This window comes from Streptomyces sp. NPDC102406, from assembly GCF_044765725.1.
GTDB lineage: Bacteria > Actinomycetota > Actinomycetes > Streptomycetales > Streptomycetaceae > Streptomyces.
The window spans coordinates 175,897-191,032 of the sequence record NZ_JBIWKP010000006.1 but is presented as its reverse complement, the minus strand read 5'-3'; the positions used below and the strand labels follow the sequence as shown (position 1 = coordinate 191,032).

At 69.7% G+C, this 15,136-nt stretch carries 17 protein-coding genes and 1 riboswitch; of the genes, 8 read left to right on the top strand and 9 right to left on the bottom strand.

Features of this window, described 5'->3' with window-relative positions:
- Nucleotides 1-79 precede the first annotated feature (79 nt).
- Nucleotides 80-1,858, bottom strand: a complete 1,779-nt coding sequence (gene thiC / locus ACIRF8_RS24900) for a phosphomethylpyrimidine synthase ThiC (RefSeq protein ID WP_404217808.1) — start codon at nt 1,856-1,858, stop codon at nt 80-82.
- Nucleotides 1,851-2,015: riboswitch (TPP riboswitch) on the bottom strand. It overlaps the preceding gene by 8 nt.
- A gap of 71 nt (nt 2,016-2,086) precedes the next feature.
- On the opposite strand from thiC, the gene ACIRF8_RS24895 reads away from it, so the two are divergent.
- Nucleotides 2,087-3,469: a YibE/F family protein gene (locus ACIRF8_RS24895; protein ID WP_404217806.1), complete on the top strand. Its 1,383-nt coding sequence runs from the start codon at nt 2,087-2,089 to the stop codon at nt 3,467-3,469.
- A 70-nt stretch (nt 3,470-3,539) separates the two neighbouring features.
- On the opposite strand, the gene ACIRF8_RS24890 is transcribed toward ACIRF8_RS24895, so the two are convergent.
- The 4 genes from ACIRF8_RS24890 to ACIRF8_RS24875 form a co-directional block, all read right to left on the bottom strand.
- Nucleotides 3,540-4,001 (bottom strand): SsgA family sporulation/cell division regulator, encoded by a 462-nt coding sequence (locus tag ACIRF8_RS24890; protein WP_404217804.1) that lies wholly within the window; start codon nt 3,999-4,001, stop codon nt 3,540-3,542.
- 100 nt (nt 4,002-4,101) lie between these two features.
- Nucleotides 4,102-4,878, bottom strand: a complete 777-nt coding sequence (locus ACIRF8_RS24885) for an IclR family transcriptional regulator (protein ID WP_404217802.1) — start codon at nt 4,876-4,878, stop codon at nt 4,102-4,104.
- Nucleotides 4,879-5,061: 183 nt separating this feature from the next.
- Nucleotides 5,062-5,274: a DUF5326 family protein gene (locus ACIRF8_RS24880; protein WP_404217800.1), complete on the bottom strand. Its 213-nt coding sequence runs from the start codon at nt 5,272-5,274 to the stop codon at nt 5,062-5,064.
- A gap of 144 nt (nt 5,275-5,418) precedes the next feature.
- Entirely contained in the window at nt 5,419-5,736 is a 318-nt protein-coding gene (locus tag ACIRF8_RS24875) for a cupin domain-containing protein (protein ID WP_404217798.1), read from the bottom strand.
- Between the two features lie 71 nt (nt 5,737-5,807).
- Between ACIRF8_RS24875 and ACIRF8_RS24870 the strand changes: the two genes are divergently transcribed.
- From ACIRF8_RS24870 to ACIRF8_RS24855, 4 genes are all read left to right on the top strand, one after another.
- Nucleotides 5,808-6,185, top strand: a complete 378-nt coding sequence (locus ACIRF8_RS24870) for a phage holin family protein (RefSeq protein ID WP_404217796.1) — start codon at nt 5,808-5,810, stop codon at nt 6,183-6,185.
- An 8-nt stretch (nt 6,186-6,193) separates the two neighbouring features.
- Nucleotides 6,194-6,688: a low molecular weight protein-tyrosine-phosphatase gene (locus ACIRF8_RS24865; protein WP_404217794.1), complete on the top strand. Its 495-nt coding sequence runs from the start codon at nt 6,194-6,196 to the stop codon at nt 6,686-6,688.
- 211 nt (nt 6,689-6,899) lie between these two features.
- Nucleotides 6,900-7,805, top strand: a complete 906-nt coding sequence (locus ACIRF8_RS24860) for a LysR family transcriptional regulator (RefSeq protein ID WP_404217792.1) — start codon at nt 6,900-6,902, stop codon at nt 7,803-7,805.
- Nucleotides 7,806-7,863: 58 nt separating this feature from the next.
- Nucleotides 7,864-8,346, top strand: a complete 483-nt coding sequence (locus ACIRF8_RS24855; protein WP_404217790.1) for an NUDIX domain-containing protein — start codon at nt 7,864-7,866, stop codon at nt 8,344-8,346.
- A gap of 12 nt (nt 8,347-8,358) precedes the next feature.
- Here the strand turns inward: ACIRF8_RS24855 and ACIRF8_RS24850 are convergent, their stop codons facing one another.
- On the bottom strand, nt 8,359-9,612 hold the full coding sequence (locus ACIRF8_RS24850) for a globin domain-containing protein (protein ID WP_404217788.1): 1,254 nt from the start codon (nt 9,610-9,612) through the stop codon (nt 8,359-8,361).
- Nucleotides 9,613-9,919: 307 nt separating this feature from the next.
- Between ACIRF8_RS24850 and ACIRF8_RS24845 the strand changes: the two genes are divergently transcribed.
- On the top strand, nt 9,920-10,786 hold the full coding sequence (locus tag ACIRF8_RS24845; RefSeq protein WP_404217786.1) for a GNAT family N-acetyltransferase: 867 nt from the start codon (nt 9,920-9,922) through the stop codon (nt 10,784-10,786).
- A gap of 76 nt (nt 10,787-10,862) precedes the next feature.
- Here ACIRF8_RS24845 and ACIRF8_RS24840 read toward each other — a convergent pair whose 3' ends face one another.
- Nucleotides 10,863-11,285 carry a heme-binding protein gene (locus ACIRF8_RS24840; RefSeq protein WP_404217783.1) on the bottom strand — a complete coding sequence of 141 codons (423 nt, stop codon included), beginning with the start codon at nt 11,283-11,285 and terminating at the stop codon, nt 10,863-10,865.
- A gap of 98 nt (nt 11,286-11,383) precedes the next feature.
- Nucleotides 11,384-12,589, bottom strand: a complete 1,206-nt coding sequence (locus tag ACIRF8_RS24835; RefSeq protein ID WP_404217780.1) for an MFS transporter — start codon at nt 12,587-12,589, stop codon at nt 11,384-11,386.
- Between the two features lie 142 nt (nt 12,590-12,731).
- Here ACIRF8_RS24835 and ACIRF8_RS24830 point away from each other — a divergent pair, with 142 nt between their 5' ends.
- Nucleotides 12,732-13,190, top strand: coding sequence for a MarR family winged helix-turn-helix transcriptional regulator (locus ACIRF8_RS24830; RefSeq protein ID WP_404217778.1), 459 nt, complete (start codon nt 12,732-12,734; stop codon nt 13,188-13,190).
- A 40-nt stretch (nt 13,191-13,230) separates the two neighbouring features.
- Complete coding sequence (locus ACIRF8_RS24825) at nt 13,231-13,683, top strand: GNAT family N-acetyltransferase (RefSeq protein ID WP_404217775.1); 453 nt, start codon at nt 13,231-13,233, stop codon at nt 13,681-13,683.
- Nucleotides 13,684-13,746: 63 nt separating this feature from the next.
- Here the strand turns inward: ACIRF8_RS24825 and ACIRF8_RS24820 are convergent, their stop codons facing one another.
- A complete protein-coding gene (locus ACIRF8_RS24820) occupies nt 13,747-15,126 on the bottom strand; it encodes a serine hydrolase domain-containing protein (RefSeq protein WP_404217773.1) in 1,380 nt (459 codons plus the stop codon).
- Between the last annotated feature and the right edge of the window lie 10 nt (nt 15,127-15,136).

Below are 15,136 nucleotides of genomic sequence, written 5' to 3'. Positions count from 1 at the left end.
CGGAGCCATGACGGGGCTCGGGGCGAATCACGGCCCCGAGCCCCGCGTCATGCCGATGCGCAGGACGCCGGTACGCCGGTCAGTCGGCCAGCGGCAGATAGACGCGGTTGCCCGCCTCGGCGAACTCCTTCGACTTCTGCTCCATGCCTGCCTCCACCTCGGCCTTGGTGGAGCCGTGCTCGCGGCGGATGTCCTGGGAAATCTTCATCGAGCAGAACTTCGGACCGCACATCGAGCAGAAGTGCGCGGTCTTGGCCGGCTCGGCGGGCAGCGTCTCGTCGTGGAACTCCCGTGCCGTGTCCGGGTCGAGCGCCAGGTTGAACTGGTCCTCCCAGCGGAACTCGAAGCGGGCGTCGGAGAGCGCGTCGTCCCAGTCCTGCGCGCCCGGGTGCCCCTTGGCGAGGTCCGCCGCGTGGGCCGCGATCTTGTACGTGATGACGCCGGTCTTCACGTCGTCGCGGTTGGGCAGCCCCAGGTGCTCCTTGGGCGTGACGTAGCAGAGCATCGCCGTGCCCCACCAGGCGATCATCGCGGCACCGATCCCGGACGTGATGTGGTCGTACGCCGGAGCGACGTCCGTGGTCAGCGGGCCGAGCGTGTAGAACGGCGCCTCTTCGCAGATCTCCTGCTGGAGGTCGATGTTCTCCTTGATCTTGTGCATCGGGACATGGCCCGGGCCCTCGATCATGGTCTGGACGCCGTGCCGCTTGGCGACGGAGTTGAGTTCGCCGAGCGTCCGCAACTCCGCGAACTGCGCCTCGTCGTTGGCGTCCGCGATCGAGCCGGGGCGCAGCCCGTCACCGAGGGAGTACGTGACGTCGTACGCCGCGAGGATGTCGCACAGCTCCTCGAAGTGCTCGTAGAGGAAGCTCTCCTTGTGGTGCGCCAGGCACCATGCGGCCATGATCGAGCCGCCGCGGGAGACGATGCCGGTCTTGCGGTTGGCGGTCAGCGGGACATACGGGAGGCGGACGCCCGCGTGGACCGTCATGTAGTCCACACCCTGCTCGGCCTGCTCGATGACCGTGTCCTTGTAGATCTCCCAGGTCAGTTCCTCGGCCTTGCCATCGACCTTTTCGAGGGCCTGGTAGAGCGGCACGGTACCGATGGGGACGGGGGAGTTGCGCAGCACCCACTCGCGCGTGGTGTGGATGTTCCGGCCGGTGGAGAGGTCCATGACGGTGTCGGCGCCCCAGCGGGTCGCCCAGGTCATCTTCTCCACCTCCTCCTCGATGGAGGAGGTGACCGCGGAATTGCCGATGTTGGCGTTGACCTTCACCAGGAACCGCTTGCCGATGATCATCGGCTCGATCTCCGGGTGGTTCACGTTCGCGGGGAGGACCGCGCGGCCCGCCGCGATCTCCTCACGCACTACCTCAGGCGCGACGTTCTCCCGGATGGCCACGTACTCCATCTCCGGGGTGATCTCTCCACGCCGGGCGTAGGCGAGTTGGGTCACGGGCTCGCCGTTCCTGCCGCGACGCGGCTGGCGCGGGCGACCCGGGAAGACGGCGTCGAGGTTGCGCAGCCCGCCGCGCGGCGACGTGTGCTTGATGCCGTCGTCCTCGGGGCGGGCGGGGCGGCCCGCGTACTCCTCGGTGTCCCCGCGGGCGATGATCCAGTTCTCCCGGAGAGGGGCGAGCCCCCTGCGGACATCGGTGTCGACGGTCGGATCGGTGTACGGGCCGGAGGTGTCGTACAGCGTGACGGCCTGGCCGTTGGTGAGGTGCACCTGGCGGACCGGCACGTTGAGGTCGGGCCGTGAGCCCTGGATGTACCCCTTGTGCCAGCCGATGGACTTCCCGCCCTCCGGCTCGGAGCCGTTGGAGGCAGGCGTGCGTGTGTCCGTTGTGGTCATGAGACCTACTCCCTACGCCGGCATTACCCGGTAACAGGTTCGGCGGTCGACGCAGCGATGTTCGTCGTCGGCGCTTCACGTTGTTTCACGTGAAACGCGCTGGGACGAAGGTCAGCGCCCTCTCAGCCCGGTGCTCCGAGCTCCCGCGTTTGCAAAGGTGCCTCCACGCTAGCGTCCCTTCGGACGCGTTGAACAGAGGGCCCCTGCCGTTCTTGCGATGATCGGGCGGTGACCACCACGCAGCAGCCCCCGCCTCCGCCGCCCCAACCGCCGCACGGTTCCACTCCGTCCGGCGCCGGTCACGGCCCGGCCGGCCATGGCCACTCGCACAGTCACGGCCCGGCCGCGCCCGTCTCCCGGCATCTGCGCAAGGTCATCGCGGCGATCCTGGTGCCGTTCTCCGTGGCGGTCGTCGTGGGGCTCGTGGTGCTGTGGCCCGGAGGCGCTCCTGCCCATGAGCGGACCGGTGTCGGCTTCGACCGGCAGACGCAGCAGGCCACGGTCGTCGGGGTCGAGAAGGTCGACTGCGCGTCCGTGAGCGCTCCGGGTACCGCACCTTCCGGTGACGCGTCCCAGGCCGCTCCGTCGGCAGGTTCCTCGGCCGAGCGGCAGGCGTCCGGTACGTGCGGGAAGGCGTCCATCCGGATCGACACGGGCAAGGACGAGGGCCGTACGTTCACGGAGGTCGTCCAGCCTGATTCACCCCGGCAGTTGCGCGAGGGGCAGAAGGTGATCGTCGCCTACGCTCCCGACGCCCCGAAGAACCTCCAGTACTCGGTCACCGATGTGAACCGGAAGTTCCCCATGGCGCTGCTGGCCGGGATCTTCGCCCTGGCCGTGGTCGTGGTGGGCCGTCTGCGCGGCGTCATGGCCCTGGTCGCGCTCGCGGTCAGCTTCCTGGTGCTGACGCTCTTCATCCTGCCGGCGATCCTCCAGGGCTCGAACCCTCTGGTGGTGGCGGTGATCGGGGCGAGCGCGATCATGCTGATCGCGCTCTACATGTGTCACGGTCTGACGGCCCGGACCTCGGTCGCCGTGCTCGGCACCCTGGTGTCGCTGCTGCTCATCGGCCTGTTGGGCTCGTTGTTCATCGGCTGGGCGGCGCTGACGGGCAACACGGACGACAGCACCGGTCTGATCCACGGCCTGTACCCGCACATCGACATGAGCGGTCTGCTGCTCGCCGGCGTCATCATCGGTTCGCTCGGCGTACTGGACGACGTGACGGTGACCCAGACGTCGGCCGTGTGGGAACTGCACGAGGCCAACCCCTTGATGGGCTGGCGCGGCCTGTACCGGGCGGGCATCCGCATCGGCCGGGACCACATCGCGTCCGTCGTCAACACCCTGGTCCTCGCGTACGCGGGCGCGGCGCTGCCCCTGCTGCTGCTCTTCTCGATCGCGCAGAGCAGCGTGACGGACGTGGCCAACAGTGAGCTGGTGGCCGAGGAGATCGTCCGCACGCTGGTGGGCTCGATCGGGCTGGTGGCCGCCGTTCCGGTGACCACGGCGCTGGCGGCGCTGGTCGTCTCCGCCGACCGGCCGAGCGGGCACAAGCCCGCACAGTCCGCTCCGGCCCGCGGTGGCAGGGGGCGGCGACGCAAGCGCTGAGCGGCACGGAACGCTCGGGTGCACCGCGCTGCTGAAGCGTTACGTCAACTGCCCTGCCGGGCCCCTGTGCTCAGCCGGCGTTCTGCTCCTCGCCGAGGATCCGGTCGAGGGCTTCGTCGAGTTCGGCCTCGTAGTCGGCCAGTGCCTGTTCCTGACCGAGCGGGACGATCCTGTCGGTGCGGTCGAGGAAGGCGACGAGGGGCGCGACGCCGACTCGGAACAGTGCGTGGTCGCCGCCCACCTGGAGCCGGATGTGCACCTCGCCCGGCATCTCGTCGCCACACCCGGCGAAGAGCACGGGAGAGATCCGCACATCGCCGTCACCGGTCGCCCCGTTGACCCCGTCGACGAGGAGTTCGCGGCCGAACGCCCAGGTCACGGGGGCGTCCCCGGGGAGATGGAAGGTGAGTCGTACCGCGTACGGATCCCCGGCCTCGTACCGGAGTTCCACCGGGATGCGGAAGGACAGCTCCTCGGAGACGAGGAAGCTCATCATGACCTCTGCCTGTACTGCTTGGACCGACTCGCGCATCGCCTACCCCGTCAACTTGCCGTCGATTGGCCAGGAATGACCTTCCTGACACTGGTGGCATCTTGCTCAACGTACACGAGGGATTACAAGGAGTGAGTTTTCAGATGCTGATAGAGAAGCCGAGTGTCCCTACGAGGCTGCCGATCTCGTCCTGCAAGCGGCGTGCCGCGGGCAGCAGTCTGTCGGCCTGACGAGAGGGGAGAGAGATGGCCAGAGCCGCCGCGGTGGAGCCGATGGTGACCGGGAACGCGGCGCAGGCCGTGCCGAGCGCGTACTGCTGGCACTCGATCAGGGGCTCCATCCGCCCCACTGTTCGCAGCTTGCGCAGCAGCGTCCGGCCGTCACGCACCGTGTACGGGGTGATGGACCGGACCGGGTAGCGGTCGAGGTGGTCCCGGCGGGCCTCCTCGTCGAGCTGGGAGAGCAGGCACTGGCCGATCGCGTGGGCGTGGCCGGTCTCGCGGAAATCGGCCCACTCCTCGACGGCCGGGCTGGCCGGGGAGTCGGCGACGGCGACGATCTCGATCTCACCGTCGCGGTAGATCGCGAAGTAGACCGGAACACCGAGGGCGTCGCGCCAGCGCCGCAACGCGTCGGTGATCATGCCGCGACGATTCTGCTGTGCTCCACTGCTGCTCAGCCGCTCGGCCGCGTCCCCGAACATGAAGACGCCTTTCTCCTTGCGGAGGTAGTTCTCGTGGGCGAGCGTGCGCAGCAAGTGGTACGCCGTGGGGAGGGCGACTCCGGCCTCCCGGGCGAGTTGCTTGGCCGGCGCCCCCTCGTCGTGCGCAGCGACCGCTTCGAGCAGCCGCAGGGCGCGCTGGACGGAGCCGATGAGCGTCTGCGGGGCTGCGGAGGCGGGGTCAGCCGTGGCCAAGGTTCACTCCCGGTACGCGTGCGTCCCCCGCGCACCCCTGGCTCACGGGGGTGGAGCCGTCGGATTCCGGACTTTAACCCTTGGCCACCGGTCGGTGCGGGCCCGGAACGGAAACTTCCCCCGGTCGTGCGAACGGTCGCACCGCACAACCACCGCGCCCGCTGCCCGCCACCGCGCCGCGGCTCACCAGTCGCCGCGCGAGGACGAGCCCGTCATGAACTTCCGTACGACGTAGACGAGTCCGCCCACGAGGGCGGCGAAGACCAGCACCTTGAACAGCAGGCCGATCACGAATCCGACGACGCTCGCGATCAGCCCGCCGAACACGACCAGGGCGATGACCGGCACCGCGACCCACTTGACCCACCACGGCATGCCCGCGAATATCTCTCGCACAGCCATCGCTCCTTCGCTTGTGAGGCCCTTGACGGGACTCTTCTGACGTCCTGCCTCGATGCTGGCACGTCGAGGGAGCGAAAGGGGCTTCGCGATCCCTTGTCCTCCCCTGACCCACCCCTTAGGGAACCCCGGGGTCCGGGGTCAGCTCTCCGGGGGAGAGAACACGACCAGAACCCGCAGGTCCTCGCTGATGTGGTGGAACTTGTGAGCGACACCGGCCGGTACATAGACGACGCTGCCGCGGCCGACCTGTGTGGTCTCCATGCCGACGGTGATCGAGGCGCGCCCGCTGACCACGAGATAGACCTCGTCCTGCCGGTGCGGTTGCTGCGGGTCGTGCTCCCCCGCGTCCAGCGCGTACAGCCCGACCGACATGTTCCGCTCACGCAGGAACTGCAGATACGCGCCGTCGTTGGCGGCACGCTCCGCCTCCAGTTCGTCCAGCCGGAATGCCTTCATCGCCCTCGTCGACCTCACTGTCCCCACTCGTCACCGGTGTGCCACCGGTCTCGTCTGCCACGATCAGACACATGTTGAATTTCGTAGTCAAGACGGTCGCCAACGCGGGGGCCCTGGCCGTCGCGGTCTGGGTGCTCGACAAGATCACCCTCACCGGCGACAGCACCGCCAAGAAGGTCGGCACGCTGATCCTGGTCGCGTTGATCTTCGGCCTGGTCAACTTTCTCGTGAAGCCGGTCGTGAAGGTCCTGACCTTCCCGCTCTTCGTCCTCACCCTGGGCCTGATCACGCTGATCGTGAACGCCTTGATGCTGCTGCTGACCTCGTGGCTGGCCGACAAGCTGGACCTCAGCTTCCACGTGGAGGGATTCTGGACCGCGGTCCTCGGCGGCCTGATCATCTCGATCGTCTCCTGGGCGCTGAACGTCGTCCTGCCCGAGAAGGACTGAACCCTGCCATGACCTACCGCGTCTGCTTCGTCTGCACCGGCAACATCTGCCGCTCGCCCATGGCCGAGCACGTCTTCCGCGCCCGCGTCGAGGAGGCCGGCCTGTCCGGCGTCGTCGAGGTCGACAGCGCCGGCACCGACGGCTGGCACGTGGGTGACGGCGCCGATCCGCGCACGGTCCACGTCCTCCAGGAGGCCGGCTACTCGGCCCTGCACACGGCCCGCCAGTTCCACCGCGACTGGTTCGACCGGCTGGATCTGGTGATCGCCCTCGACGCGGGCCATCTGCGCACACTGCGCCGGACGGCTCCGACGGGGCGGGACGCGGAGAAGGTGCGCCTGCTGCGCTCCTACGATCCCGCGGCCGACGATGACGACAGGGACGTCCCCGACCCTTACTACGGCGACCTGGACGGCTTCGAGGAATGTCTGCGGATGATCGAGGCGGCGAGCGAGGGACTGCTCGACGCCGTGCGCGACGCGGTGGAGGGGCGGGCGGCGTGAACCCTCTCCGCCCGCGCTGACCAGCCCGGCTACGCACAACGAACGGCCCGAGCCTCCCCCCTCGTGGCTCGGACCGCCCCGGTTCTGCGCGCGAAGAACCGCGCGAACAAGGCTAGTTGACTCTGTGTCAGTGTCCAATCACGGTAGCGACAGAGCCCTATCGACATATTTATAGTGGGCCGCGACCCGAGCCCGAGGGGAGGGCCTCGCCATGGATCTGGCTCTGCTGCGCACCTTTGTGACGGTCCATCGCGCCGGGTCGTTCACCCGCGCCGCCGCGCTGCTCGGCCTCTCGCAGCCCGCCGTGACCTCCCAGATACGCACACTGGAGCGGCAGTTGGGCCGCCCGTTGTTCCTGCGGCAGGCCCGCGGCGTGACCCCGACGACCATCGGGGACGAGCTGGCGCACAAGGCGGCTCCTCATCTCGACGCGCTGGTGGAGATCACCGAAGTCGGACTCGACGGGGAGTCGGCCGTACGCACCCTGCATCTGGCGGGGCCTCCGGAGTTCACGGCGGAACGAGCCCTGCCCGCGCTCACGGCGCTGACCAGGGACGACGGCCAGAGCATCGCCTTACGCGCCTCCTTCGGCACCGCCGAGGAGACCGTGGAAGGGCTCGCCGCGGGACATCACGATCTGGCCATCACGACGGCTCGTCCGCGCGGTGCCCTGCTCACGGCGACGCCGCTCTGCGACGAGGAGCACGTGCTGGTCGCCGCTCCTCGCTGGGCCGCCCGGATCGGTTCCGGCAAGCTGCATCGCGACGCGGCGCCCTCCCTGGAGAAGTTTCCGGTGGTCGAGGTCCATGAATCGCTGCCGCTGGTCTCCCGCTACTGGGCGTCCGTCTTCGATACCCGCCCGGCCGTCGCCGGCACGGTGGTCGTACCGGATCTGCGCGCGGTGCTGGCCTGTGCGATCAACGGAGCCGGTCTTGCCGTCCTGCCGCGCTATCTCTGCGCCCCCGCCCTGGAGCGCGGCGAAGTCGTGGCGCTGCTCGATCCGACGGTGCCGCCGCTGCGCACGTATTTCCTCGTCGTCCGCACCGGCACACTCGCTCTGCCGCACATCGCGCGGGCGCACGAGTGGCTGCTGGGCGCTGCTGTCGACTGGTCGTGAGCGGGACTGTCCCGGTGCGGAATGTTTCACGTGGAACCAGCCGGGCCACATTTCTCCCATGACCGTCCGACCCGTGGTCAAGCGCACCGCACGCGCTGTTCTGCTCGATGGTGACGACCTCATCCTGATCAAGCGGACCAAGCCCGGCGTCGATCCGTACTGGGTGACGCCCGGTGGCGGGGTCGAACCGGAGGACACGACCGTCGTCGACGCCCTGCACCGCGAGGTGCACGAGGAACTGGGCGCCAAGGTCACCGACGTGGTGCCCTGTTTCGTGGACACCGTGGAGCACATCGGCGAGGACGCCGCCACGACCGGGGTGAAGGTCCAGCACTTCTTCGTCTGCCGTCTGGAGTCGATGGATCTCGACCAGCGCCACGGCCCCGAGATCGAGGAACCGTGCGGCGAGTACGAGGTCGTACGTGTGCCGTTCACCCGTGTCGGCATCGCCTCGGTGCATCTGGTCCCGCTGTCCTTGCGCCACTACCTGGACGGCAACATCGAAGGCGTTCGGGCGATGCACGCACCGGATCTCGGCTGACCTCGTACGGGGTCAGTGCGCGGCGGCGGCCTGGTCCTCCACCACGTCGTGGCGGATCCGGTCGACCGGGACGCCGAGGTCGCGCAGGGCGTCGACGCCGTTGCGGATCATGCCCGGTGGACCGGACAGATAGGCGTCGTACTCGTTCCACGGGCCGTACTCCCGCACGGCGTCCGGGAGCCGGCGGCGGGCCCACTGGTCGATGACCGGGCGCACCGCTAGCCAGGGATGGCTCCGCTGGAGCCGCAACATCGTGTCGATGTCGTACAGGTCCTGGTCGGTGCGGGCGCCGTAGAACACCTCGACCGGCCGCCGTTTCCCGTGCTGGGCGACGTCCTCGACAAGCGCTTTGATGGGGGCGATGCCGGTGCCGCCGCCCAGACAGAGGAGACCGCTGTCGGTGCTGTGGTCGACGGTCATGGACCCGGCGGGCGGGCCGAGCCGCACCACGTCACCGGGGCGGGCACGGTGGACCAGGGCGTGGGAGACCCAGCCGGCCGCGACGGCCTTCACGTGGAACGACAGCAACCCGTCCGGCCGGGGCGCAGCCGCGAACGAGTAGTGCCGCCAGATCCTCGGCCACCACGGCGTCTCCAGCGTCGTGTACTGACCGGCCAGGAACGGGTACGGCTGCTCGGGCCGGACGGTGACGACCGCGATGTCGGCCGTGCGCGGCTCGTGCGCCACGATCTCCGACAGCCACCAGGCGGGGGCCTTCAGCTCGTCCTCGGCAGCCGCGTCGATCATGACCTGCGAGATCGTCGTATAGGTACGCACCCATGCGGCCTCGGTCCGCGCGTCCCAGGTCGCCGCGGCGTATCTGCTGAGCGCCGCGATGAGGCATTCGCCGACGGCCGGGTAGTGCTCGGGCCGCGTGCCGTACTTGCGGTGACCGCGGCCCAGGTTCTTCAGGTAGGGCACCAGGACGAGCTTGTCGTCGATGTGCTCCACCGCCGTCAGCAGCGCTCTGAGGAGCCGGTCACGCTGTGCGTCCATCGCGGCGGGGAACAGAGGGCGCAACTCGGGGTGGCGGACGAACAGGAGCGCGTAGAAGTACGAGGTGAAGCCGTCGGCGACGGGGCCGACCTCGTCCATCGTGCGGCGGACGAGGAGCGCTTCGGGCGAGGCGTTCTCCCGTACGGACGCTGCCGGTCCGGGCCCCGCTGTGGGGCGGGGCGGAGGTGTCCGGCTGCCGATGTGCGGGGTGAACCAGCCGTCCGCACCCTCCGGGCCGGGAGCGGCCGATGTCGTGATCGGAGCGTCCATGTGCTGCCTCGCCTCGAACATCTCTGGTCGGCCTGCGTGCAGTCCCCTCGTCGCAGCGTGCCGTCGGATCCCGGTGTGTCGAACACGAACCGGAAAGCCCGGGTCTTCGATCTTTCCGTCTGGTTAGGCTGCTGCGGCCTGTGGACCGCCCGCGGTCCCGCCCCTGTGTTTCACGTGAAACACGGCGTCCGTGGCGTCGGGCTCGGCCCGTCCTCACCCGGGACGCGACCGGACGTGGCCGAAACCACCGGACCACTCCCGTGAAAGCGGTGGACGCCACCCTGCCGAGTCCGACAGCCTGACCTGCGTGTCGACACCTTCCCTCTCCGATCTGCCCATCCGCCGTCTCACCCCGCGTGATGTGCGCGCGTGCGCCGACCTCTCCGAGAACCGGGGCTGGCCCCGCGAGGAACACAAATGGGGCCTGCTGCTCGCCGCCGGTACCGGCCACGGCATCGACGACCCTGACGGCGGACTGGTCGCCGCCTGCGTGGTGACCGAGTACGGCCCCCGGGAGCAACCCGAACTCGGCGCGATCGGCATGGTCCTGGTCGCCGAACGGTACGCGCGCCGAGGGGTCGGCAGACGCCTGATGCGCCACGTCGTCGAGCGGGCGGGCACGACACCGCTGACCCTGTACGCGACACCGTACGGGCAGCCGCTCTACGAGGAGCTGGGCTTCAAGCTCGCCGGGCGGAGTGAGATGGTGCGCGGGCGGTTCATCGACGGGGGCACACCCTCGGTGGTGGCCACGCGCCCGGCCACCGCCGAGGACCTGTCGGCCATTCTCCGCCTGGACGCCGAGGTGTTCGGCACCGACCGCACGCACATCATCGCCCGCCTTCCCGCCTTCTCGGACCAGCTACGCGTGGCCGAGGAGGGTGGCGTGCTCATCGGTTACGCCGCCGCCTGGCCCAATATGGAGACCCACGTCGTCGGCCCCCTGGTCGCCCGTGACACCGAGACCGCCAAGGCTCTGGTCGCGGGTCTCGCGGCGGGCACGGACCGGCCCCTGCGCACCGATGTCGACGTACGTCACGAGGAACTGCTGGCCTGGCTCAAGGAGCGCGGTCTCGAAGGTCTCGCCCTCAACGCGGTGATGAACTACGGCGCCCCGGATCTCCCCGGTGACTGGACCCGCCGCTTCGCCCCGCTGACGGTCGCGGCCGGCTGAGACATGGTGCCGGGCCCGCCCCGAGCGCCGCTCTGCTGCGACTTCTCGGAGGCGGGCCCGTCGGCGTACACGCCTGTCAGACGAGCGAGTTCACGGCGCTCGTGGCGAAGCCGTGGTCCTCGTCGGGGGCGCCGCCGCCGACACCGATCGCGCCGATGAGCCGGCCGTCGCGGTGGACCGGCACGCCGCCCGCGATGAACAGCAGCGGCCTGTCGAGGGCGGTGGGCAGGCTGTGGAAGGGGCCGTCGGGCTTGACCAGGTCGACGAGTTCGGCCGTCGGCGCGTCCAACTGCAGAGCGGTGTACGCCTTGCGGGTGCTCGTCTCGCCGGAGATGAGGACGGCGCGGTCGTCACGGCGGAACGCGAGGAGCTGACCACCGGCGTCGAGAACGGTGACGCTGACGGCGACCCCGGTGGTCTCCGCGGCCCGGCGGGCGGCATCGACGAGCGTCTCGGCGTCCTGGATGGTCAGCGGGGCGACAGCGGTGGTGGTGCTCATGGGGTGCTCCTTGCGGGGTGGTGCGTGTAGCGAGGGGTGCTTGGTGTGTTCGGTCGGGGCGGCGGGCGGGCGCGGGTCCCGCCTGCCTCGGGGGCCCGTCAGTGGTGGACCGGCTCGGCGTGCCGCTGCTCGGCACCGGTGACGACCGGGCTCGGCGTCGGAGTGCGGCGCTCCAGCGCAGCGGACACGACGGCCAGGACGAGGGCGCTCGCGGCGAGCACCGCGCCGACCCAGTTCGGGGCGGTGTAGCCGAGGCCCGCGGAGATCACCAGGCCGCCGAGCCAGGCGGAGAGTGCGTTGCCGAGGTTGAAGGCGCCGATGTTGACGGCGGAGGCGAGCGTGGGCGCGCCGGAGGCCTGATCGAGGACCCGCTTCTGGAGCGGCGGAACGGTCGCGAAGCCGAAGGCGCCGATCAGCACGATGCTGAGGGTGGCAAGGGCCTTGTTGTGCGCGGTGACCGTGAAGAGGCCGAGGACGACCGCGAGAGCGCTCAGAGAGACGTACAGCATCGGCATCAGGGCACGGTCGGCGAACTTGCCGCCGACGAGATTGCCGCCGACCATGCCGAGACCGAAGAGGACGAGCAGCCAGGTCACCGAGGCGTCGGCGAAACCGGTGACGTGCGTCATCATCGGCGCGATGTAGGTGATGGCCGCGAAGACGCCACCGAAGCCGAGCACGGTCATCGCCATGGCGAGCAGGACCTGGACGTTCTTGAACGCGGCCAGTTCATGACGGAGCTGGACGCCTGCGGGCTTGGGCAGATCCGGCACGAGCTTGGCGATGCCGACGAGCCCGAGGACACCGAGCGCGGCGACCAGCGTGAAGGTGACGCGCCAGCCGGCGGACTGGCCGACGAAGGTGCCGAGCGGGACACCGACGACGTTGGCGACGGTCAGGCCGGTGAACATCATGGCGATCGCACCGGCCTTCTTCTGCGGGGCGACCAGCTCGGCCGCGACGACGGCGCCGATGCCGAAGAAGGCACCGTGGGCGAGCGAGGCGACCACTCGGCCGACCAGCATCACGGCGAAGACGGGTGCGACGGCGGAGAGCAGGTTGCCGGCGATGAAGAGGCCCATCAGCAGCATCAGCATGCGCTTACGCGGGATTCGGGTGCCGAGGACGGTCATGAGGGGGGCGCCGAACATGACGCCGAGGGCATAGCCGGTCACGAGGAAACCGGCCGTAGGGATGGAGACGCCGAAGTCACCCGCGACCTCAGGGAGCAGGCCCATGATCACGAATTCGGTGGTTCCGATCCCGAAGGCCCCGATCGCGAGGGCGAGCAGCGCGAGAGGCATGGGGGTTCACCTTCCAGGTTGTTGCGGGTGCGTTTTACGAGACCTCACAATAGTTGCAGACGCTGGTTAATTGCAAGCGCGGGCAGTTTCATGGATCGACTACCCTGGGGGCAGCCGCTCCGGGACGGAGGATCCACGAGCCATGACCGCGACAGACCCCGCACTCACTGCCCTCTCACAGGGCTGGTGCGCGCTTTCCCTGCTTCACGGGAAGATCGAGGGGCACATCGAGCGCGCCCTCCAGGCCAAGCACGATCTCAGCGTGCGTGAGTACTCCCTGCTCGACGTCCTGAGCCGACAGCACGACGGAGAGGGCGGTCACCTTCAGATGAAGCAGGTCGCCGACGCGGTCGTGCTCAGCCAGAGCGCCACCACCCGCCTGGTGACGCGGCTGGAGGATCGCGGGCTGCTGCTGCGCTACCTGTGCCCCACAGACCGGCGCGGCATCTACACGAACGTCTCCGACGCGGGCCTCGCGCTCCTTGAGGAAGCGCGCCCCACCAACGAGACAGCGCTGCGCGAGGCTCTGGACGCCGCGGCCGAGAACCCGGAACTCGCCCCGCTCGTCCGGGCCGTCGAAGCGCTGCACGTTCCGGCCTGACCAGGCCCACCGGCCGGGACATCCGGCCTAGGCTGCGGCCATGGAAGATCTTGAGATAAGAGCGGCGTCGGCTGAGGACGTCCCGGCGATCGTCGCGATGCTGGCGGACGATCCGCTCGGCGCGCGACGGGAGTCGCCGGACGACCTCACGCCGTATCTCGCCGCCCAGGCACGGCTGTCCGCCGATCCGAACCAGCACCTCGTCGTCGCGGTCCGTCAGGGCCGTGTCGTCGGCACTCTTCAGCTCACCGTCGTCCCGGGCCTCTCCCGGAAGGGGGCCACCCGGTCGATCATCGAGGGCGTACGCATCCACGCCGACGAGCGCGGCAGTGGCCTTGGGACCCGGCTCATCGAGTGGGCCATCGAGGAATCACGGCGCCAGGACTGCCAGTTGGTGCAACTGACGTCGGACGCGACCCGCACCGATGCTCACCGCTTCTATGAGCGGCTGGGGTTCACGGCCTCCCACGTGGGATTCAAGCTGGCGCTGTGACCGACCGGAGCCCGCGGCGCTGCCGGGTGGCTCCGGTTTCACGTGAAACAGCGAGACGCCCGGCTACTGCGGCAGGCCCCGCCATCCCTCCGGGTCGACCCCTCCGGGTACCGGGGCGTCCACCCCATAGGGCGTGCGGGTGAAGACGAACGACCCGAGGTCCAGATGGCTCACCGAGCCGTCGTGCCGACGCACCACCCGAAGCACCTCCCCCGCGTAGTAGCCGTCCAGGCCGGTCCAGGTGCCGTCGCCGTTCTTCCGGAACCGGGAGCGGCGCCCACCGCCGGCCGCGGGCCCCAACTCCACCCCGCCGTGGGCCGTCAGACGCAGGGCGACGATCTGCGTCCCCCAGTACCAGGGCCCCGCGAGGCCCAGTACCGCGGCGTCGACCTCGGGCAGGGGGCGCCAGGGCTCGGGGATCCGCGGTTCGGCCTCGGCGACGATCTCCAGGAGGTCGGCGGCGACCGTGGCAGCGGGCAGCCCCGACGTGCAGTTGGTCAGCGTGACGGAGACCAGCCCGTCCTCCTCGTTCAGCCACAGCCCCGCCACGAATCCCGGCAACGACCCCGTGTGTCCTGCCAGGGTCCTTCCCTCCCGCCGCAGTACCTGCATGCCCAGTCCGTACGCGGCGTCCCAGTCGCCCGGCAGGGTCGGTGCCGCCGGCGTCCGCATCTCCCGTACGGACTCCGCACTCAGTACGCGATCGTCGCCCGTGAGGAGAAACGCACCGAAGGCCGCCAGGTCGCCTGTGGTGGACCACAGTTGACCGGCGGGCGCCATCAGGCCGAGGTCCTCATTGGGCTCCGGCAGCAGCACATCGGCGTACGGATGCACGGCCCAGCCTCCGGCGTGCGGGGCCTCGGCCTTCACGCTGGTCCGGCTCAGACCGAGCGGTTCGAGGATCTCGCCGCGCAGCGCCTCCTCCCAGCTCACACCACGCACCGCCGCCACCAGCGAGCCCAGCAACGTGTAACCGGGGTTGGAGTAGTGGTGACGGCGACCGACCGGATGACGGAAGGGCTGCTCGCCCAGGACATCGGCGAGGGTGGGGCGGAGCGCGGCGGACGAGCGCTCCCACCACTCGCCGGGCGTCTCGGCCGCCAATCCGCCGGTGTGCGCGAGGAGTTCCGCGATGGTGACCTCTCCGACCCCTGTCCCGGGGAGGTACTTCTCCAAGGGGTCACCCAGGTCGAGCAGCCCCTCGTCGCGCAACCGCAGTACGAGCACGGCGGTGAAGGTCTTCGTGATCGAACCGATCCGGTACTGCACGTTCTCGTCGGGCCCGTGCCCGTCCACCGAGGTGCGCGAGCCGGTCCACACCAGCTCCCCGTCACGGGCCACCGCGGCGACGAGGGAGGGCGCCCGCCCCTCGCGCTGCGCGACGGCGATGCGATGCAGGAGGGCACGGCGAGTGGCGGGCAACAGCTCCGAGGGTGTCGTCATGCACCCAGTC